At 74.1% G+C, this 19,208-nt stretch carries 21 protein-coding genes; 9 read left to right on the forward strand and 12 right to left on the reverse strand.

Going from position 1 to position 19,208, the window contains the following annotated elements; genetic code table 11:
* Window positions 1-18 precede the first annotated feature (18 nt).
* The 4 genes from ACRAKJ_RS16210 (at window position 19) to ACRAKJ_RS16225 (ending at window position 3,020) form a co-directional block, all read left to right on the forward strand.
* Window positions 19-369, forward strand: a complete 351-nt coding sequence (locus ACRAKJ_RS16210; protein ID WP_438926015.1) for a PRC-barrel domain-containing protein — start codon at window positions 19-21, stop codon at window positions 367-369.
* A complete protein-coding gene (locus ACRAKJ_RS16215; RefSeq protein WP_438926016.1) occupies window positions 366-920 on the forward strand; it encodes an HD domain-containing protein in 555 nt (184 codons plus the stop codon). The genes ACRAKJ_RS16210 and ACRAKJ_RS16215 overlap by 4 nt, the downstream gene beginning before the upstream one ends.
* Window positions 917-1,435 carry a hypothetical protein gene (locus ACRAKJ_RS16220; protein ID WP_438926017.1) on the forward strand — a complete coding sequence of 173 codons (519 nt, stop codon included), beginning with the start codon at window positions 917-919 and terminating at the stop codon, window positions 1,433-1,435. The genes ACRAKJ_RS16215 and ACRAKJ_RS16220 overlap by 4 nt, the downstream gene beginning before the upstream one ends.
* A 367-nt stretch (window positions 1,436-1,802) precedes the next feature.
* Complete coding sequence (locus tag ACRAKJ_RS16225; RefSeq protein WP_447009023.1) at window positions 1,803-3,020, forward strand: cytochrome P450; 1,218 nt, start codon at window positions 1,803-1,805, stop codon at window positions 3,018-3,020.
* Between the two features lie 136 nt (window positions 3,021-3,156).
* Here ACRAKJ_RS16225 and ACRAKJ_RS16230 read toward each other — a convergent pair whose 3' ends face one another.
* The 5 genes from ACRAKJ_RS16230 to ACRAKJ_RS16250 form a co-directional block, all read right to left on the reverse strand.
* Window positions 3,157-4,350 (reverse strand): cytochrome P450, encoded by a 1,194-nt coding sequence (locus ACRAKJ_RS16230; protein ID WP_438926862.1) that lies wholly within the window; start codon window positions 4,348-4,350, stop codon window positions 3,157-3,159.
* An 80-nt stretch (window positions 4,351-4,430) separates the two neighbouring features.
* A complete protein-coding gene (locus ACRAKJ_RS16235; RefSeq protein ID WP_438926861.1) occupies window positions 4,431-5,039 on the reverse strand; it encodes an ATP/GTP-binding protein in 609 nt (202 codons plus the stop codon).
* Window positions 5,020-5,376 carry a DUF742 domain-containing protein gene (locus ACRAKJ_RS16240; RefSeq protein WP_438926860.1) on the reverse strand — a complete coding sequence of 119 codons (357 nt, stop codon included), beginning with the start codon at window positions 5,374-5,376 and terminating at the stop codon, window positions 5,020-5,022. Before ACRAKJ_RS16240 ends, ACRAKJ_RS16235 begins: the two co-directional genes overlap by 20 nt.
* A complete protein-coding gene (locus ACRAKJ_RS16245; protein WP_438926859.1) occupies window positions 5,373-5,792 on the reverse strand; it encodes a roadblock/LC7 domain-containing protein in 420 nt (139 codons plus the stop codon). The genes ACRAKJ_RS16240 and ACRAKJ_RS16245 overlap by 4 nt, the downstream gene beginning before the upstream one ends.
* Window positions 5,793-5,908: 116 nt before the next feature.
* Complete coding sequence (locus tag ACRAKJ_RS16250; protein WP_438926858.1) at window positions 5,909-7,699, reverse strand: ATP-binding protein; 1,791 nt, start codon at window positions 7,697-7,699, stop codon at window positions 5,909-5,911.
* 583 nt (window positions 7,700-8,282) lie between these two features.
* Here ACRAKJ_RS16250 and argG point away from each other — a divergent pair.
* A complete protein-coding gene (gene argG / locus ACRAKJ_RS16255; protein ID WP_447009024.1) occupies window positions 8,283-9,728 on the forward strand; it encodes an argininosuccinate synthase in 1,446 nt (481 codons plus the stop codon).
* A 100-nt stretch (window positions 9,729-9,828) separates the two neighbouring features.
* Here the strand turns inward: argG and ACRAKJ_RS16260 are convergent, their stop codons facing one another.
* From ACRAKJ_RS16260 to ACRAKJ_RS16270, 3 genes are read right to left on the reverse strand one after another with little or no spacing between them, the layout of a single operon-like run.
* Window positions 9,829-10,161, reverse strand: coding sequence for an STAS domain-containing protein (locus ACRAKJ_RS16260; protein ID WP_447009025.1), 333 nt, complete (start codon window positions 10,159-10,161; stop codon window positions 9,829-9,831).
* Window positions 10,149-11,396: a PP2C family protein-serine/threonine phosphatase gene (locus ACRAKJ_RS16265; RefSeq protein WP_447009026.1), complete on the reverse strand. Its 1,248-nt coding sequence runs from the start codon at window positions 11,394-11,396 to the stop codon at window positions 10,149-10,151. Before ACRAKJ_RS16265 ends, ACRAKJ_RS16260 begins: the two co-directional genes overlap by 13 nt.
* A 20-nt stretch (window positions 11,397-11,416) precedes the next feature.
* Complete coding sequence (locus ACRAKJ_RS16270; RefSeq protein ID WP_447009027.1) at window positions 11,417-12,208, reverse strand: alpha/beta fold hydrolase; 792 nt, start codon at window positions 12,206-12,208, stop codon at window positions 11,417-11,419.
* Between the two features lie 162 nt (window positions 12,209-12,370).
* Here ACRAKJ_RS16270 and ACRAKJ_RS16275 point away from each other — a divergent pair, with 162 nt between their 5' ends.
* Window positions 12,371-12,979, forward strand: a complete 609-nt coding sequence (locus tag ACRAKJ_RS16275) for a GDSL-type esterase/lipase family protein (RefSeq protein ID WP_438926941.1) — start codon at window positions 12,371-12,373, stop codon at window positions 12,977-12,979.
* Between the two features lie 47 nt (window positions 12,980-13,026).
* Window positions 13,027-13,986, forward strand: coding sequence for an LLM class flavin-dependent oxidoreductase (locus ACRAKJ_RS16280; RefSeq protein ID WP_438926940.1), 960 nt, complete (start codon window positions 13,027-13,029; stop codon window positions 13,984-13,986).
* A 31-nt stretch (window positions 13,987-14,017) separates the two neighbouring features.
* Here the strand turns inward: ACRAKJ_RS16280 and ACRAKJ_RS16285 are convergent, their stop codons facing one another.
* The 3 genes from ACRAKJ_RS16285 to ACRAKJ_RS16295 form a co-directional block, all read right to left on the reverse strand.
* The gene (locus ACRAKJ_RS16285; protein WP_438926939.1) at window positions 14,018-14,374 is read right to left on the reverse strand and encodes an anti-sigma factor antagonist; all 357 of its coding nucleotides are present in this window, start codon (window positions 14,372-14,374) and stop codon (window positions 14,018-14,020) included.
* Window positions 14,371-15,555, reverse strand: a complete 1,185-nt coding sequence (locus ACRAKJ_RS16290; protein WP_438926938.1) for a SpoIIE family protein phosphatase — start codon at window positions 15,553-15,555, stop codon at window positions 14,371-14,373. Before ACRAKJ_RS16290 ends, ACRAKJ_RS16285 begins: the two co-directional genes overlap by 4 nt.
* 169 nt (window positions 15,556-15,724) lie before the next feature.
* Window positions 15,725-16,348 (reverse strand): TetR family transcriptional regulator, encoded by a 624-nt coding sequence (locus tag ACRAKJ_RS16295; RefSeq protein WP_438926937.1) that lies wholly within the window; start codon window positions 16,346-16,348, stop codon window positions 15,725-15,727.
* Window positions 16,349-16,445: 97 nt separating this feature from the next.
* Between ACRAKJ_RS16295 and ACRAKJ_RS16300 the strand changes: the two genes are divergently transcribed.
* Window positions 16,446-17,006: an NAD(P)H-dependent oxidoreductase gene (locus ACRAKJ_RS16300; protein WP_447009028.1), complete on the forward strand. Its 561-nt coding sequence runs from the start codon at window positions 16,446-16,448 to the stop codon at window positions 17,004-17,006.
* A 394-nt stretch (window positions 17,007-17,400) separates the two neighbouring features.
* Here the strand turns inward: ACRAKJ_RS16300 and ACRAKJ_RS16305 are convergent, their stop codons facing one another.
* The gene (locus ACRAKJ_RS16305) at window positions 17,401-18,342 is read right to left on the reverse strand and encodes a hypothetical protein (protein WP_438923018.1); all 942 of its coding nucleotides are present in this window, start codon (window positions 18,340-18,342) and stop codon (window positions 17,401-17,403) included.
* 137 nt (window positions 18,343-18,479) lie between these two features.
* On the opposite strand from ACRAKJ_RS16305, the gene ACRAKJ_RS16310 reads away from it, so the two are divergent.
* A complete protein-coding gene (locus ACRAKJ_RS16310) occupies window positions 18,480-19,139 on the forward strand; it encodes a TetR family transcriptional regulator (protein ID WP_438923019.1) in 660 nt (219 codons plus the stop codon).
* The last annotated feature ends 69 nt before the right edge of the window (window positions 19,140-19,208 follow it).

Consider the following 19,208-nt stretch of genomic DNA (forward strand, 5'->3'; position numbering starts at 1 on the left):
ACGGGGTACCCCCGCGGCATGTTCCCCGCTGAGAACCTCCGCGACTGGGTCGGCATGGACGTCGTCGACCCCGACGGCAAGACCATCGGTGACCTCGAAGCCGTGTACGTGGACACCAGGACGGACGTACCCAGCTTCCTTACCGTGCAGGTGGGCTTCATCGGCCGCCACCGCCTGGCGTTCGTGCCGGCCGCCGGTGTCACGGTCATGCCGAAGGCGCTGCGCGTCCGCTACCCGAAGGACCTGGTGAAGGACGCCCCGTCGATCGACACCGACGGCGAGCTGGTCGCCGCGGACGAGCCGAAGGTGTTCGCCCACTACCAACTGCCCTACGAGAGCGCGGGTGAGCGCCTCCTCGCTCGCCGGTGACCGCGGCGCACGACCTGGCCCGGAGCCTGGTGGGCGGGATGGCCGACCGCCGGCGGCACACCGCCGCGGTCGCGGCCAGGGCCGGTGAGCCGGCGGTCACCGTGCCGCCCGACGACCGGGACGTGCTGGTCTCGGCGGCGTGGCTGCACGACATCGGGTACGCCCCGGAGATCGCGGACACCGGGTTCCACCCGCTCGACGGCGCCCTCCACCTGGAGCGGCTCGGGTGGCCGCGGCGCGTCTGCGCCCTGGTCGCCCACCACTCCGGCGCCCGGCTGGTGGCCGACGTCCACGGCCTCGGCGGGCGGCTCGACCGCTTCCCGCACGAGGATGACGCCGTCTCCGACGCCCTCACCCACGCCGACCAGACCACCGACAGCCGGGGCCACCGCGTCACCGTCCCGGACCGCTTGGCCGACATGCTCGCCCGGCACGGGCCGGACTCGCCCAACGCGCGGGTCCACCACCTGCGCGGGCCGCTCCTGCCGGCCACCGGCGACCGGGTCGAGCGCCGGTTGGCGGCCGTCGCCGCGGGTACCGTCCCGCCATGACGCAGGTCTTCGTCCAACCCTCCTACGGCACGCCCGAGGCGCGCCGCTGCTGGGCGCTCACCCTGGACCGGCCCGTCCCGTTCGGCGACGCGGACGGGCCGCGCCCGCTCGACCCGGACGACCTCGCCCGGTTGGCCGCCGCCCACCCGGGCGGCACGGCGCGGTTCTGGGGCGCCACCGCCAAGCACGACCGGCGGATGGCCACCGTGGCGGCGGGTGACGTCGTCCTGCTCACCGGCCGCAAGCGGGTGCTGGCGGTCGGCGAGGTCGGCCACGCGTTCCACGACCCGGCGTTCGCCCGCCGCCTGTGGGACCCGCCGCCCGGCAAGTGCCTGTGGGTGAACGTCTACAGCCTGCGCGCCTACCGGACGACGGAGATCCCGTACGAGGCGGTGTGGGCGTTGCCGGGGTTCACGGTGGGCGACAACTTCATGGGCCTGCGCTTCCTCGACGAGCGCCGGGGCGCGGCGGTGCTGGGCCTGCTCGCCGAGGAGCCGACGGTGCGCGGAACGTGACCGACCCGCCGAGTAGAGGTGATCGGAACTGGGTACTGGTGGGTTGCCGGTAGCTGCGCAGCGGACGGTAGGGCCGCCCCCGGGTGGTCCGACCAGGTTCGACGCGGTGTCGTTGAACGAGCCAGCGCCCGTGCCGGTCTGGTGGTGCGGTGCGGGTCGACGTGAGCGGTGCTCCACGCCGATCCGCACCGCACCCTGCCCCGGCGCGGTCCCCGCATAGTCCCGGACGCCCCGGAAAGCAACCGCTTTCCGTGTGCATTTCGGTCCTTTATGGACTCGGCAGGCGTCCCACGTGCGGAGTCTGGACCCGGGCCAAGATCATCATTAGCCTCGGTGGGCACCCCGCACCCTGCCCACGGAGAGAGCCATGACCACGGCACGGGAATTACCGGACATCCTGTCCCCGGAGTTCGCCGCCGATCCCTACCCCGCCTACCGCGTGCTGCGCGAGCAGGCGCCGCTGCTGCACCACGAGGGCACGCGGAGCTGGATCGTCTCCCGCTACGAGGACGTCGAGCGCGCTTTCCGCGACCCGGTGTTCACCACCGACAACTACGACTGGCAGATCGCCCCCGTGCACGGGCGGACGATCCTCCAGATGAGCGGTCGTGAGCACTCGGTGCGCCGCGCGCTGGTGGCGCCCGCGTTCCGCGGCAGCGCGCTGGAGGAGAAGTTCCTGCCGGTCATCGAGCGCAACGCGCGCGAACTGGTGGACGCCTTCCGGCACGACGGCCGCGCCGACCTGGTCGGGCAGTTCGCCACGCACTTCCCGGTCAACGTCATCGTGGACATGCTCGGCCTGGACAAGTCCGACCACGCGAAGTTCCACCGCTGGTACACGGCGACCATCGCGTTCCTCGGCAACCTCAGCGGCGACGAGCGGGTGGCCGAGGCCGGTCACCGCACCCGCGAGGAGTTCGCCGAGTACATGATCCCGATCATCCGGCGGCGCCGGGAGAACCCCGGGGACGACCTGCTGTCCGCGCTCTGCCTGGCCGAGATCGACGGCACGCGCATGTCGGACGAGGACATCAAGGCGTTCTGCTCGCTGCTGCTCGCGGCGGGCGGGGAGACCACCGACAAGGCCATCGCGGCGATCTTCCGCAACCTGCTGGAGCACCCCGACCAGCTCGCCGCGGTGCGCGCGGACCGGTCGCTGGTGCCGCGGGCGTTCGCCGAGACGCTGCGCTACACGCCGCCCGTGCACATGATCATGCGCCAACCCGCGGAGGACGTGGAGCTGGGCGGGGGAGTGGTGCCCGCGGGCGCGACGGTGACGTGCCTGATCGGCGCGGCCAACCGCGACCCCGACCGCTACTCGCGGCCCGACGAGTTCGACCTGTTCCGCGACGACCTGAGCACCACCCACGCGTTCTCCGCGGCGGCGAACCACCTGGCGTTCGCGCTGGGCAGGCACTTCTGCGTCGGGGCGCTGCTCGCCAAGGCCGAGGTCGAGGTCGGGGTGAACATGCTGCTCGACGCCATGCCGGACGTCCGCCTCGCGGACGGCTACCGGGCGGGCGAGCAGGGCGTGTTCACCCGCGGCCCGGCCGAGCTGCCGGTCGTCTTCACCCCGGTGGCCTGACCCGCGCCCGTCGTGCCCCGGCCGGCTGCCGGGGCACGACGGGTGTGCGTGACGGGGAAAGCTCCGGTCAGCGGGGCCCGGCGAGCGGGCTCCGGCGGGTGGGGCTTCGGCGGGTGGGGCTCCGGTGAGCGGGGCTTCAGCGGGTGATGTACGCCGGGGTGAACTCCACCGGCAGCGACTCCAGGCCGCGCATCCACACCGACTGCCGCCACACCAGCTCGTCCACGCCCACCGACAGCACCACGTCCGGCAGCCGGTCCAGCAGCACCTCCACCGCCGCCTTCGCGATCACCTCGGCGATCTCGGGCGCCGGGAACGGGCAGCGGTGCTCGCCGTGGCTGAACGACATCTGCGCGTGGTTGCCCGACGGGCCCGAGTGCTGGTCCGGCCGCACCTGCGGGTCGGTGTTGGCCGCCGCCAGCCCCATGATCACCAGGTCGCCCGGCCGGATGCGCTGCCCGCCCAGCTGGGTCGCCTGGGTGGCCCAGCGGCCGATGAAGTTCTGCGTGGGCGTGTCCTCCCACAGCACCTCGTTGAGCGCCTGCCCCGCGCTGCGCCGCCCACCGGACAGCGTGACGGCGAACCGGTCGTCGGTGAGCATCAGCCGCAGCGTGTTGCCGATCCAGTTGGACGTCGGCTGCTGCGCGGCGGCCATGATGACCAGCAGGTCCTTGGTCAGCTCGTCCTCGTTGAGGCCCGCCGGGTGGGCCAGCATCCGCGACGGCACGTCGGGGCCGGGGATGATCGCCTTGCGGCGCACCAGCTCCTGCATCGCCGCCGCGACCCGCACGTAGGCGGGGATCGCGTCCTCCCCGCCGTCCAGGGACGTCTGGAGGTCGCGCACCAGCCTCGGGATGTCCGCGTCGGGCAGCCCGAACAGCTTCGCCACGACCAGCCCCGGCATCGGGTGCGCGAACTGCGCCATCAGGTCGGCCTGGCCGGACACCACGAACTGGTCGATCAGCCCGTCGGCCACGTCCTCGCAGCGCTGCCGCAGCTCGAACTGGTCGATCTCGCCCAGCGCGTCGCTGATCGCCCCGGACCGGCGGCGGTGCTCGGCCCCCTCGGCGAACATCACCGACGGCTGGTGGCCGACGTACGGCATGAGCGACCAGTCCGGCGGGATGCGGTCCCACTGGTTCCAGCGGCGCGAGTCGCGCGCGAACACCTGGTCGTTGGTCAGCACGTGGTGCAGCTCGCGGTAGCCGATCACGTACCAGGCGGGGATGCCGCCCTCCAGCACCACCGGCGCGACGGGGCCGTGCTCGCGCCGCAGCTGCCGGTACAGCTCGGCGGGCTTCTGCCGGAACAGCGGCCCCTCCAGCGCCACGACGGGCTTGGCGTGCGCGGGGCACCCCGGCGGCGGTGCCCCGTGCGGCGGCGTCGGCGCGGTGAGGTCGGTCGGGTGCGTCACGGCGTGGTCTCCCTGGCGGAGGACAAGGCGAAGAGGTGGTTGACCAGCGCGACCAGGACGGCCTTGCTGGAGTCGCGCCGGCGCGCGTCGCAGTCGACCAGGGGGACGTGGGACGGCAGGTCGAGGGCGTCGCGGAGCTGGTCGAGCGAGTGGCGGGGACCGCCGAAGTCGTTGCGCGCCACGATGAACGGCGTGCCGTGGTGCTCCAGCCGGTCGATGGCGTACCAGGAGTCCTCGACGCGCCGCGTGTCGACCAGCACGACCGCGCCGAGCGTCCCGGCGAACAGCTGGTCCCACAGGAACCAGAACCGCTCCTGACCGGGCGCGCCGAACAGGTAGAGGACCAGCTCGTCGTCGAGGCTGATGCGGCCGAAGTCGAACGCGACCGTCGTGGTGGTCTTGGACCGCACGGCGTCGTTGTCGTCCACCCCGATCCCCGCGCTGGTCATCGTCTCCTCGGTGGACAGCGGCCTGATCTCGCTGACCGAGCGGACCATCGTGGTCTTGCCCACGCCGAAACCGCCGACCACGACGATCTTGAGGCCGTGGTGGGCGGTGGCGCGCAGCGGTTCGCGCGCCGCCGTGTCAGAGGTTCTGGAGTCCAATGAGCACCTGCTTCAGCAGTTCCGGGGAGGGGAGTTCGTCCGGCGTCCGGCGGTTCATCGGGTGGCGGGCGGTCACCACGCCGGCGTCCAGCAGGTCGCACAGCAGGATCTTCACGACGCTGACCGGCAGACCGAGGTCCGACGACAGCTCCACGACGGCGGTCGGGCGGCGGCACGTGCGCAGGATGCGGACGTGCTCGGACTGCATGCCCGGCGACGGCTCGCTCTCGCTGACGATCAGCGTCACCAGGTCGACCGACCCGGCGTCGACCCGGCTGCGCCCGCCGGTGATGGTGTAGAGGCGGTCCGGGTCCTCGTCGTCGAGGCGCGGGCTCATGCCGGTCGCGGGCTGTACGGGGCCTGGCGCGGCGGTGTCGACAGGTAGTCGCCCAGCTGCTCGACCAGCTCGTTCATGTTGTGGCCGATGACGCCCGCGTCGGCGTCGTCCGCGGCGACCACGGCCAGGTGGGCGCCCTGCCCGGCCTCGACGATGAACAGCAGGCCGCCGTGGAACTCGGTCATCGACTGGCGCACGCCGCCCGTGCCGTCGCCGAACTCGACGGACGCGCCGTAGGCGAGGCTCTGCATCCCCGAGGAGATGGCGGCGAGCTGGTCGGCCTGGTCCACCGAGAGGCCGCTGGTGCGGCACAGCTTGAGGCCGTCCTTGGACAGCACCAGGGCGTGGCGGGAGCCGGGGGTCCTGTCGAGGAGGTTCTCCAGCAACCAGTCGAGGTCGCGGTCGGTGGTGTTCATCCGGGCTGTCGGGGCCGCGGTCCTGGGCCTGCGCTGCCAGGGTGCGTGGCCCCTGCCTCCAATCCTGTCGGGGTGGTGCGGGGTGCGGGGGAGGGGGCGCGTGGTCCTCGGTCGCCTCAGGACGGCCAGTGGGGCGCCTCGCCGCGCAGCGGTTCGACCTCGTCGTGCGGGCGGGTGACCGGCTCGCCGAAGCCGCCGACGCCGGGGGCGTGGCCGAGGTCGAGGTCGACGTGTCCGGTGTCGACGCGGTCCAGGTCGAGGCGGTCGGTGCCGAGGTGGTCGGTGCGGGGGTGGTCGCGGTCGCCCGGGTCGTGCTCGTCCGCCCCGAGCGCGCCGGCCAGGGAGCCCTCGTGCTGGAACGCGTCGTGCTGGGGGCCGCCGTGGGGCGCGTTGTTCTGGGGCGCGTTGTTCTGGGGAGCCGTGTTCTGGGGGGCGCTGTTGTGCGTCGGGCGGCTCTCCGGGCGGGTCGCGTTGCGGAACGCGCTGAACCGGCTGCCCGCGTCCGAGCGGGACGGCGCGGGTTCGACCGGGCGGCGCGGCGCGCCGGGGAACGTGGAGCCGAGCGTGCTGCCGCGGTGGCGGCGGGGCAGCACGACCTGCTCGTCGGGGGTGTCCTGCTCGGGCACGTCGTCGGAGGTGTCGGCGGGCTGCGCGGCGGGCTCCTGGGGTGCGGTGGTGTGCTGGGGCGCGGTGAGCCGGTCCGGGACGTGCTGGGTGGGCAGGCCCAGGGACTCCAGGGTCGCCAGCGCGGGCTCGAAGGCCGGCGCGCCGACCTCGGCGGGCGGGGCCGCGGAACGGCGCCGGCCGCCGCCGCCCTGCCGGGGCTCGGTGATCAGGGTGCGCGGGATCATCACGACGACGCCGGTGCCGCCGCGCGAGGACGGCCGGAACGACACGGTGAGGCCGTGCTTGCGGGCGAGCCTGCCGACGACGGCGAGGCCGAGCCGGGTCCCGGACAGGCCGGTCAGGTCCAGCGACTCGCCGGACACCAGCCGCTCGGCGCGGCGCAGCGCCAGGTCGCCCATGACCAGGCCGCCGTCCTCGATGGTGACGACGACGCCCGCCTGCACCTCCTCCACGTAGACGTGGACCTGCTCGGAGGGCGGGGAGAAGTTGCACGCGTTGTCGACCAGCTCGGCGAGTGCGTGCATCACGCCCTCCGCGGCGTAGCCGACGACGGCCGACGAGCTGGCGGAGTGCGTGCGCACGCGCTGGTAGGCGCTGACCCGGCCGACCGCGCCGCGCAGGATCGACTCCATGACGATCGGCTTGGTCCAGCGCCGGCCGGAGCGCGAGCCGGTGAGCACGGCGATGCTGTCCGCGAGGCGACCGGCCTGGGCGGTGCTGTGGTCGAGCTTGAGCAGGTCGCCGAGCACCTCCTCGCTGTGCCGCTCCTCCATCTCGCGCAGGTCGGCCAGCATGCTGGTGGCCAGGGCCTGCATCCGGCCGGCGGCGTTGCCGCACGCGGCCATCGCGGCGGACCGGGTGCGCTCGCCCCGGCCGACCTCCTCGGCGAGGGTGCGCAGCACGCGCTCGTGGTGGGGGTTGACCGGCAGTTCGACCTCGGTGAGCGCGGTCTGCGGGGCCGAGCCCGCGCGCAGCCGTTCGACGAGGGCGGGCGCGAGCCGGTCGGCCAGGTCGGCGGCCTCGGCGGCCACCAGGTCGGCGCGGTCGCGGAAGTGGTGCGCGACGGTCCGCTGGCGCACCGCGGCGGTCACGGCGACGACGAGCGCGAGCGCCGCCGCGCCGGCGCACCCGCCGACGAGGAGCCGCGCGTGCTCCGGTGCGGCGAGCACCGCCCACGCGACCAGGCCGCCTGCGACGACCAGCGTGCTCACCGCGGCGAGGACGGCGGGTCGCGCCGGAGGTCCCGTCGGGGAATCGCTGGACGGGGTGTGTGCTGACATCAATCAGGTCCTCGCGGGCGATCGGGGGACATGCGTGCGCGCTTTCGCGACGGTGTTCTACACCATTGCCGGCGGTGGGAAGAAATGCCCTGTTGTTTTCGGTCCTCGTCGGCCCGACCGGGTGATGATCGGCGGTCGTCGACTCCCGGGCCGCGCGGCGGGGTTAGCCTGCCGACCGCCGTCCGGACTGTCAAGACTCGGCAGGAACGTTCACCCGTGTGTACGCCGATCAGCGCAGTGGGCGAACAAAACCGCAGGTCAGAGGCTAAGTGAACGAATCCGGTAGCGAATGTGAGGAACGTACTGATTCGCTCTCCGTATTGGCGTTGCTCTGTTCGTGGTACAAGGTGCGGTGTTTGCGCTGATGGGAGCGTATTCGCGCATTTCGTGCAACTGGGCGGCGCGGGTCGGCGGCGAGACCGCATTTGCGCGGCGAAGGGGTGTCGCCCCGGGTTCGCCGACCGCGTCCGCCGCCGTGCCGGTCCGGTGCGCGGGTCGCGCCGGAGGAGGGGTGACCGGCCTGCTCAGGGACTTGCGGTACCCCGATTATGAATGATCATGCACCGTGGTGCATACTTCTACCGTGTCCAAGGTGCTGACTTCACTCCCCGCCGGCGAACGCGTCGGCATCGCCTTCTCCGGCGGTCTCGACACTTCGGTGGCGGTCGCGTGGATGCGTGAGAAGGGGGCGGTGCCGTGCACGTACACCGCCGACATCGGCCAGTACGACGAACCGGACATCGACTCGGTGCCCGGTCGCGCCGAGGCGTACGGCGCGGAACTGGCCCGCCTGGTCGACTGCCGCGCGGCGCTGGTGGAGGAAGGGCTGGCCGCGCTCGCGTGCGGCGCCTTCCACATCCGCTCCGGCGGTCGCACCTACTTCAACACAACCCCGCTCGGCCGGGCCGTGACCGGCACCATGCTGGTGCGCGCCATGCTCGACGACGACGTGCAGATCTGGGGCGACGGCTCCACCTACAAGGGCAACGACATCGAGCGGTTCTACCGCTACGGCCTGCTGGCGAACCCGTCGCTGCGGATCTACAAGCCGTGGCTGGACGCCGACTTCGTCCACGAGCTGGGCGGTCGCACCGAGATGTCCGAGTGGCTGCTGGCGCGCGACCTGCCGTACCGGGCCAGCACCGAGAAGGCGTACTCGACCGACGCGAACATCTGGGGCGCGACGCACGAGGCCAAGTCGCTGGAGCACCTCGACACCGGCATCGAGATCGTCGAGCCGATCATGGGCGTCAAGCACTGGGACCCGTCCGTCGAGATCTCCCCCGAGGACGTGACGATCGGCTTCGAGCAGGGCCGGCCGGTGTCCGTCAACGGCAAGGAGTTCGGCTCCCCCGTCGACCTGGTGCTGGAGGTCAACGCGGTCGGCGGCCGGCACGGCATGGGCATGTCCGACCAGATCGAGAACCGGGTCATCGAGGCCAAGAGCCGCGGCATCTACGAGGCGCCGGGCATGGCGCTGCTGCACGCCGCCTACGAGCGGCTGGTCAACGCGATCCACAACGAGGACACGCTGGCCGCCTACCACACCGAGGGCCGCAAGCTCGGCCGGCTGCTGTACGAGGGCCGCTGGCTGGACCCGCAGGCGCTGATGGTGCGCGAGTCCCTCCAGCGCTGGGTCGGCACGGCGGTCACCGGCGAGGTGACCCTGCGCCTGCGGCGCGGTGACGACTACTCCATCCTGGACACCACCGGCCCGGCGTTCAGCTACCACCCGGACAAGCTGTCCATGGAGCGCACCGAGGACTCCGCGTTCGGCCCGGTCGACCGCATCGGCCAGCTGACCATGCGCAACCTCGACATCGCCGACTCCCGCGCCAAGCTGGAGCAGTACGCCGTGCTGGGCCTGGTCGGCAGCAGGCAGTCGACGCTGATCAACACCTCGCAGGTGACCCCGACCAAGCTCATCGGCGCGATGCCCGAGGGCGGCGCCGAGGCCATCGCCTCCCGGGGCCGGGTCGCCGACGACGAGCTGCTCGACCACGCCGCCATGGAGGCGGGCACCGACTGACCCGCCGTCCCGACCCCCGGCGCGTGCGCCGCCCCTCCGCGGGCGGCGCACGCGCCTCGTCGTGCACGGGGGTCGCCCCGCGCGGAGCGCGGCCCGGGGGCTACCTGGCCCGCCGGTCCCGCTCCCCGTCGCGCGGCATCAGCACGTCGTCCAGGCCGGTGGTGCGCAGCATCCGCGTCAGGATCGCGGGCGGTGCGGTGAGGGTGAGCGCGGCGCCCGCGGCGGTGGCCCGCTCGTAGGCGGCGATGAAGGCGCTCAGGCCGCTGGAGTCGCAGAACACCAGGCCGTCCAGGGATACCACGACCCGGTCGCCCGGCAGCGGGTGCAGCCCCTCCAGCGCGTCGAGCACCCGCGGCGCGGTCTGGTGGTCCAGCTCGCCGACGAGGGCGAGCGTGTGCGTGCCGCCGGCACTGGTCAGGGTCACCTCGAGCACGGCGCCTCCGCGGGGGTCACGCCGATCGCGAGCACGGCGGTGTCGTCCGAGGGGGCCTCCGACCAGTCGGTCAGCAGGTCCACCAGCGAGTCGACCACGGCCTGCGCGCGCAGGCCCGCGTACTCGCCGACCGCCTCGGCCAGGCCCTCCTCCTCCAGCATCGTGCCGTCGGCCCGGCGTGCCTCGGTGAGGCCGTCGGAGTAGAGGACGAACACGTCACCGGGGCCCAGCCGCGCCGACGCGGTGGTGAACCGGGGGTCCTCCAGGGCGCCGACGAGCTGCCCGCCGGGGGTGTGCAGCGCCTCCACCTCGCCGGTCGTGCGGATGAGCAGCGCCGGCGGGTGGCCGCCGCCCGCGAGGGTGACGCCCACGCCGTCGCCGTCCGGTTCCAGCACGCCGAACAGGACCGTGCAGAACCTCGGCGCGTTCGGCAGGCGCTGCTGGCGCAGCACCGTGTTCAGGGTGGTCAGCACCGCGACCGGGTCGGTGTCGTGGACGGTGGCCGCGGCGCGCAGGGCGTAGCGGGTGAGCGAGGTCAGCACCGCCGCCTCGGGCCCCTTGCCGCACACGTCGCCGAGGAAGAACCCCCACCGGTCGCCGCCCAGCGGGAACAGGTCGTAGAAGTCGCCGCCCACCTGGTCGGTGGACGCGGCGTGGTAGTGCGCCGCCACGTCGAGGCCGTCGATCTCGGGCAGCGCGTCGGGCAGCAGGGTGCGCTGGAGGGTGCCGGTGAGGCGTTCCAGCCGTTCCCGCTCCCGCTCGGCCCTCCGCTTGGCCTCCAGCAGCTCCCGCTCGTACGCGCGCCGCTCGCGGGCGTCGAACGCGGTGATGCGCACCAGGAGCGGCTGGCCGTCGTCCGTCGTCTTCACGGTGGCGGTGACCAGCGCGGGCAACCGGCGGCCGTCCGCCGCCACCAGGTCCAGCGCCAGCTCGCGCGCCTCGCCGTGCATCCGCAGCATCGGCGCGTAGTGCGTCTCGTGGTACAGCCTGCCGCCCGCGGTCAGCAGGTCGGTGAAGCGCCTGGTCCCGACCAGCTCCTCGCGCCGGTAGCCGAGCCAGTCCAGCAGCGTGTCGTTGACCTTGGCGATCTCGCCGTCCAGCAGCGTCGACAGGTAGCCGCACGGCGCGTTGTCGTACAGGTCCTCGGCGCTGTCCTCCAGCAGCGAGGAGAACACCGCCTGCGCGTCGTCGGCCCGCTGCTCGCCGTCGTCACCCGGTTCCTCGGGCTCGTCCACCCGGGCCCCCGCCGCGCACATCACGGCCGCGCGCTCCCGGTCCCGGCCAGGAAGTCCCGGATCGCCCGGGTGGTCTGCTCCGGCGCGCTCAGGTTCGGGCAGTGCCCGGTCGCGTCGAGCACCACGAACTCGCTGCCCGGCACGGCGCGGTGCACGTACTCGCCGACGCCCCGGTCCGCGATGACGTCCTCGCGGCACTGGAGGACCAGCGTCGGCAGGGTCACCCGGGCCAGGTCGGCGCGGTTGTCCGACAGGAACGTCACGCGCGCGAACTGCCGCGCGATCTCCGGGTCGGTGCGGCAGAAGCTCTCCGTCAGCTCCCGGCCCAGCTCCGGGCGCTCCGGGTTGCCCATGATGGCCGGCGCCATCGCGGCCGACCAGCCCAGGTAGTTGCTGTCCAGGGAGTCCAGCAGCTCGTCGATGTCCTCGGCGGTGAACCCGCCGCGGTAGTCGCCGTCGTCCACGTAGCGCGGCGACGGCCCCACCAGCACCAGGGCGCCGAAGCGCGACGGGTCCCGGTTCGAGGCGAGGACGCCGATCATCGCGCTCACCGAGTGCCCGACGAACACCGCGTCGCGCAGGTCCAGCTCGTCGAGGACCTCCAGCACGTCGGTGGCGTAGCCGTCCAACGACGAGTAGCGCTCGGGTTGCCACGCCGACAGGTCGGAGTTCCCGGACCCCACGTGGTCGAACAGCACCACCCGGTGCTCGTCGGCGAAAGCGGGCGCCACCAGGCGCCACATGTTCTGGTCGCAGCCGAAGCCGTGCGAGAACACCAGCGGTCGACCGTCGTCGCGACCGGACACGGTCACGTGGTTCCTGCTCCGCACGTCCACCGCGGCAGTATCGCACCAGCGCCCGTGACGACCGCCGCAACCACCGTGACCGCGTGTCACGCCCGGGACCCGGCCCGCGCGGTATGAGATCGGCCTCACGCGGGAGCAGACGGGCGCGCCCGGGCGTTGTACCGGGTGATGAACGGACAACTCCGCTTCCGCGTCCTCGGGGACTCGCTCGCCGCCGGCGTCGGCTGCGAACGGCCCGAGCAGACCATCGGGCACCTGCTGGCAGGCGTCCTGCGCGAGGACGGGCACCCGGTCGACCTCGGCGTGCACGCCGTGTCCGGCGCGCGGTCGGCCGGGCTGGCCGCCCAGGTGCGCGCCGCCGTGCCGACCGGCGTGGACGTCGCGCTGATCGTGATCGGCGCGAACGACCTGACCTCGTTCACCCCGCCCGCCGTGGGAGCGGGGCTGCTGCACGACGCCGTCGCCGACCTGCGCCGCGCGGGCGGTCAGGTGGTGGTGGCCACCGCGCCGGACCTCAGCGTCGTCTCGCACGTGCCGCCCGCGTACCGGGCGTTCGTGTCGCAGGCCAGCGGCCTCTACGCCCGCGCCCAGGCCGACGCGGTGGTGCGCGCCGGCGGGGTGGTGGCCGACATCGGGTCCGTCCTGCACGGCCGCTTCGCCGCCGACCCGCGCCTGTTCTCGGCGGACCGCTTCCACCCCTCACCCGCCGGGTACGCGCTCATCGCCGACGCCCTCGCCCCGCACGTGCGCGCGGCGGCCGACCGGCGGGCCGCCTGAGCGGTCCCGGTTACGATCGAGGTCGGACCGCCGGAGGGGAGCTCGTCGTGGGTCGTGCCGGATCTGTCGGGATCATGCTGCCGCGCGACCTCGCGCCCGCGCGGGTGCTGCCGTACGCGCGCCGCGCCGACGAGCTCGGCTTCGACGAGCTGTGGGTGGTGGAGGACCTCGGGTTCCGCGGCGGCGTCGCCCAGGCCGCGGCCGTGCTGGCGACGACGTCCCGCATCAGGGTCGGCATCGGGCTGCTGCCCGCCGGGGCGCGCAACGCCGCCTTCGCCGCCATGGAGGTCGCGACGCTCGCCCAGCTGTTCCCCGGCCGGGTCGACATCGGGATCGGGCACGGGATGCCCGCGTGGATGCGGTCGGTGGGGGAGTGGCCGGCCAGTCCGCTGACCCTGCTGGAGGAGTACCTGCGCGCGGTGACCGCCCTGGTGCGCGGGGAGACCGCCGACCGCGGCGGGCACGTCGTCCTGGACCCGTCGGTCCGCCTGGAGCCGGCGTGCGTGCCGGACGTGCCGCCGCCCGTCCTCGCCGGGGTGCGCGGGCCGCGCTCGCTCGCCCTGTCCGGTCGGGTCGCCGACGGGACGGTCCTGGCCGAGCCGGTGACGCCCGAGTACGCGCGCGCGGCGCTGGGGCACATCGACGCGCGCCGCCCGCACCGCGTCGTGGCCTACAACTCGGCCGCCGTGCGCCCCGGGCGCGCCGAGGCCGTCGAGGCGGTCCGCCCCGGCCTGGCGTGGATCGGCGAACCCGACTGGGCGCCGCACATCGCCCCGCTGCCGTTCGCGGCGGAGTTCGCGGCGCTGCGCCGGGGGTGCGGGAGCCGCGAGGAGTTCGCGCGCCGCCTGCCCGAGGAGTGGGTGCGGCGGCTGTCGGTGACGGGCACCGCCGACGACGCCCGGGCGCGGCTGGCCGAGCTGTACGCGGCCGGCGTGGACAGCGTCGTGCTCATCCCCGCCGACCCCGACCCCGACGAGGCCCTGGAGCGGTTGGCCGGCGTCCTCTGACCCCGCGCGACCGGCCCGCCCCGGCGGGCCGTCAGGACAGCGGCGGGAGCAGGGCGGTCGTGGCCTCCTCGACCGTGGCGTGCGCCGGGAACACCGGGAGCAGGCCGACGACGCGCAGCAGCCTGGTGATGTGCGGCGGCGTGCCGGCCAGGACCAGGGAGCACCCGGCCGCGGCGGCGCGCCTGCGGGCGGCGATCAGGGCCGACACGCCGCTGGAGTCGCAGAAGGCGACGGCGGTCAGGTCGACCACGACGCGGTCGCCGCGGCGCAGGACGAGGGCGTCCACGGCGTCGTGGAGGCGGGTGGTGGTGTCGATGTCCAGCTCGCCGACCAGGGTGAGCACGTGGCAGCCGCCGAGGTCGCGGGTGGTGACGCGCAGGCCGTTCACGACGGTCCCGCCGCACCGGGGACGCCGATGGCCAGCACGGCGGCGTCGTCCTCCAGGCCCTCGCCGAAGTCGTCCAGCAGCCGGGTCACCGCGTCGATCACGCCGCGGGCGGAGCAGGGGGCCAGGGACGTGGCGAAGTCGAGCAGCGCGTCCTCCTCGTAGCGGTCGTGGGCGGCGCCCGTGCGGGCCTCCGTCAGGCCGTCGGTGTAGAGCAGCAGGGTGTCGCCGGGACCGAGGTGCGCGGTCGTGGTGACGATGTTGGCGTGCGGCAGGATGCCGATCAGCTGGCCGTCGGGGGTGCGCAGGTAGTCGGCGGCGCCCTCGGCGCGCAGCAGCAGGGTGGGCGGGTGGCCGCCGCTGGCCAGCGTCACCGCGTACCCGTCGGCGTCGGGCGTGAGCACGCCGAAGACCACCGTGCAGAAACGCGGTTGGTCGCCGCTGAACTCCTGGTTGAGCACGGTGTTGAGGTTGTCGAGCACGGCGGCGGGGTCGGGGTCGTAGACCGCCGCGGCGCGCAGGGTGTAGCGGGTCAGCGACGTGACCGCCGCCGCCTCCGCGCCCTTGCCGCACACGTCGCCCAGGAAGAACCCCCACCGCTCCCCGGACAGCGGGAACAGGTCGTAGAAGTCGCCGCCGACCTCGTCGGGGCTCGCGTGGTGGTAGTGGGCGGCGACCTCCGTGCCGCGCGGCGGCGTGAGCACCGGCGGCAGCAGGGTGCGCTGGAGCGTGGTGGCCAGCCGCTGCGCCCGGTCGCGCGCCTCGTCGGCGGCCTTGCCGGCGCGCAGCAGCTCCCGCTCGTAAGCGCGGCGCTCGCGGGCGTCGAACACGGTCATCCGGATCAGCTGCGGCTGCCCGTCCACGTCGTCCTTGACCGTGGCGGTCAGCAGCACCGGCAACCGGTCGCCGCCGGCCGTCACCAGTTCCACCGCGATGCCGTTGACCTCGCCGTGCATGCTCAGCAGCGGCGCGATGTGCGTCTCGTGGTAGATCCGGCCGCCGACCGAGAGCAGCTCGGCGAACCGCCGGCCGAGCAGGTCCTCGCGGGCGTGGCCCAGCCAGCCCAGCAGGGTCGTGTTCACCCTGGCGATCCGCCCGTCCGGCAGGGTCGCCAGGTGCCCGCACGGCGCGTTCTCGTAGAGGTCTTCGGCGCTGACCCCGGGCAGCGCGGCGAACTCGGTCATCACCTCGGCGGGGGGACGACCGCGCCGGGCGGCGCCGGGTGGCGAACGGCGTGCGGGGGGAGCATGGTCCAACCTTCCCAGAACCGGTCCGCCGCCGCACGCCGGTCGGGTGCCCGGCGATCGACGGGCGATCGACGGGCGATCGCCGGGCCGGACCGGCGGCCCGGGGTCAGCGGGCGGTGACGCGGGTGACCAGGTCGGCCCAGGCGGCCTCCACGCGGTGCGGGCTCATGCCGAGCTGCCCGGTGAGGTGCTGGACCAGGGTGACGTCCAGGGACGCCAGCAGGGTGTGGGCGAGCACCTCCGCGTCGGCGTCCCCGGCGACCTGGCGCAGCAGGCTCGCCAGGTGGGTGATCCGGAGGCGGCGGGCGGGGACGGTGAACCGGCGTTCCGGCGGTGGGTCGGCGGCCAGGTAGAGGTCGAGGTGGTCGCGCTCGTGGCGCAGCACGGCGGGGCCGAAGGCGAGCAGGCGCGTCACGGGGTCGGCGTCGGGGCCCAGTGGTGGCGGGCCGGTGAGGAACGCCTCCTGGAGGCGTTCCTCCTGGTGGTCCAGCAGGGCCAGCAGGAGGCCGTTGCGGTCGCCGAAGCGGCGGGACACGGTGCCCTTGCCGACCGAGGCCGCGGCGGCGACGGCCTCCATGGTCAGGTTCGCCGCGCCGTGCTCGGCCGCCAGGCGGGCCGCGGCCTCCAGCAGGCGCGCCCGGTTGCGCACCGCGTCGGCGCGCAGCCTCGGCGCCCCGTGCACCGGGATCAGGGGGAGTGCGCGGTCCCCCGGCGCTGTGGCCTCGCTCACCCCGGGAGCCTATCCGGAAGATAACCGGACCGTGTCCCGTTTACCGTGGTGCGCCGCACGGCGCACTGACCACCAGCACCCACCCCGGGAGTACCCGATGGCCGTCCGCATCCTCGCCCTCGTCGGCAGCCTCCGCGCCGCGTCGCACAACCGCCAGCTCGCCGAGACCGCCGTGCGCCTCGCGCCCGAGGGCGTCGAGGTGGAGCTGTACGAGGGCCTGGCCTCGGTGCCCTTCTACAACGAGGACATCGACGTCGAGGGCTCCCTGCCGGAGGCCGCGGCGGACCTGCGCCGGGCCACCGCCGAGGCCGACGCGCTGCTGCTGTTCTCGCCGGAGTACAACGGCACGATCCCGGCCGTGCTGAAGAACGCCATCGACTGGCTGTCGCGCCCCTACGGCGCGGGCGCGCTGTCGGGCAAGCCGGTGGCCGTCGTCGGCACCGCGTTCGGCCAGTACGGCGGCGTGTGGGCGCAGGACGAGGCGCGCAAGGCGGTCGGCATCGCCGGCGCCGCCGTCGCCGACGACCTGACCCTCTCCGTCCCGGCCTCGGTCACCCGCTTCGCCGACACCCACCCGGCCGACGACGCCGAGGTCGCCACCCGCGTCGTCGAGGTCGTCCAGGGCCTGGCCACCCGCGCCGCCGGCGCCTCGGTCTGAGGACCCGCGCGGGCGCGTCCCCGCGACCCGGGGACGCGCCCGCGCGGCCGACCGGTCGTGCCGCCGACCGGGCTCACCGCACCCGCGACGTCGTGGCGCTACCAGGCGCCCGCCCCGTGGCGCACGGCTACCGCGTGCTCGTGGACCGCCGGGCCCGCGACGTGCGCGCCGTCCACGAAGGACCGGACCTGCGCGGGGCGACGCTCGTCGGCGGTTCGACGGTCGGCAACACGATCCAAGCGCGTGCCGCGCGGTACGGCGCTGTTCGTGGCGGGCGCGGAGCCCGAGTTCCGGCCCGTCCCCCACGCCACCGCGGTCTTGCTCGCACCGCACGGGTCGGCGGCCGTGGTCGACCGGGCCGGTCACGTGACGAACGTCGGGCAGCCGAACGCGTTCAACCGGGGTCTGCCGCACTTCCCGGCCCGTCGACCGCCCGCTTCGCGCCTTTCGTGAGCAGCGAGGACACCACCAGCACCATCAGCACCGCGCCCACCGGCGACGCGAAGAGGGGGAGCGGTGAGACCTCGGACGAGATCCAGTCCGACATGGCCAGGCCCAACGCGCTGACGAGCACGATCCCGAACGCCCACCCGCGCAGCACCGCCGCACCGCGCACCGCCGGCACGGCGACGACGGCCAGCACGGGCACGGCCACGCCGCAGGACAGCGCCAGCGTTCCCGCCACCCGCCACGGCAGCGGCGCGCCGGACAAGGCCCACAGCACCCACAACTCCGGCCCGAACCACAGCGCCGCACCCGCGCCCGCCGCCACGGCGAGGCCCGGTCGACGTCCCGCACCGCCCGTGCACGCCCGCGCCGCCGCCACGAGCGCCGCCGCGCCCGCGCCCGCGACCACCACGACCAGGGCCACGCTAATCTCGTCGGCCCAGTCGAACGCCCCCGCGAGCGCCAGCACCGGGACCAGCAGCGACAGCCACAGCGAGGACTGCCCGGCGAACGAGTCCCGCCGCCACGCCTGGTGTCGCCGCCCCACCAGGTCCCACCCCGTGTGGAGCAGGTTGACGGCGAGGTAGCCGACCACCAGCAGCACCACGATGTTGCCCCACAACGGCAGCACGCCGCCGAACAGCGACCTCAACGTGGACTTGGGGTTCAACCCCGAGGACAGGAGCAAAGCGCCCAGCAGCACGAGCGGTGCCAGCAGGCCGAGCCCGGCCACCACCACCACGCCCCCGGCCAGGGCCAGCGACGGGTCGCGGTGGGTCGGCACGGGGTAGTGGAAGTGCACGTCCCCCACCGACGCGCCCTGCACGACGTTGCCGTGCACAGTGCCGGGAATGGTGTTGTAGGACGTGGGTCGTTCCGGTCCGGACACGGGGCCCTCCCCTCGTTACCTGTCGGCAGGGTAGGAGCGGACATCCCCTACCCGGGGCGGGAACGGGGCAGGGGTCGCCCGGGTGGCGCAGTCGCGATGTCCCTCGGGGCAGGCGCACGGCCTGTACGGTGGTGCGCGTGGTGACGGAGGTGGGCAGGACCCCGAGGGCCGAGCAGGTCGGCGCGACGCGGCAGCAGATCCTCACCACGGCGGAGCGGTTGTTCGCCGAGCAGGGGTTGTACGCGGTGTCCAACCGGCAGATCAGCGCCGCCGCCGGGCAGGGCAACAACGCGGCCGTCGGCTACCACTTCGGCACCAAGGCCGACCTCGTGCGCGCCGTCGTGCGGCGGCACACCGAGCCGATCGAGGCGCTGCGCCGGGCGATGGTCGAGGACGTCGCCGGGTCCGACGACTTGCGCGACTGGGTGAACTGCCTGGTGCGCCCGGTGACCGCGCACCTGGCCTCGCTGGGCGACCCCACCTGGTTCGCGCGGTTCGGCGCGCAGGTGACGACCGACCCCGCGTTCCGGTCGATCATGGACGAGGAGTCGCTGGCCGAACCGTCGCTGCGCCGGGTGCTCGACCGGCTGCGCGCGTGCCTGCCCGACGTGCCCGACTCCGTGCGGACCGATCGCGCGCACATGGTCCGTCACCTGATCGTGCAAGTCTGCGCCGAACGGGAACGCGCCCTCGCCGAGGGCTCCGACACGCCCAGGCGCACCTGGGACGAGACCGCGACCGGCCTGGTCGACGCGATCACCGGGCTGTGGACGGCGCCGTCGACCGCGTCCCGCTGACGCGCTCGCTCCGCAGCCGATCCGTCACAGCGCGTTGCGCCGGACCGCGTCGCCGTGCTTAAGTCAGTC

This window comes from Saccharothrix sp. DSM 118769, assembly GCF_052936295.1.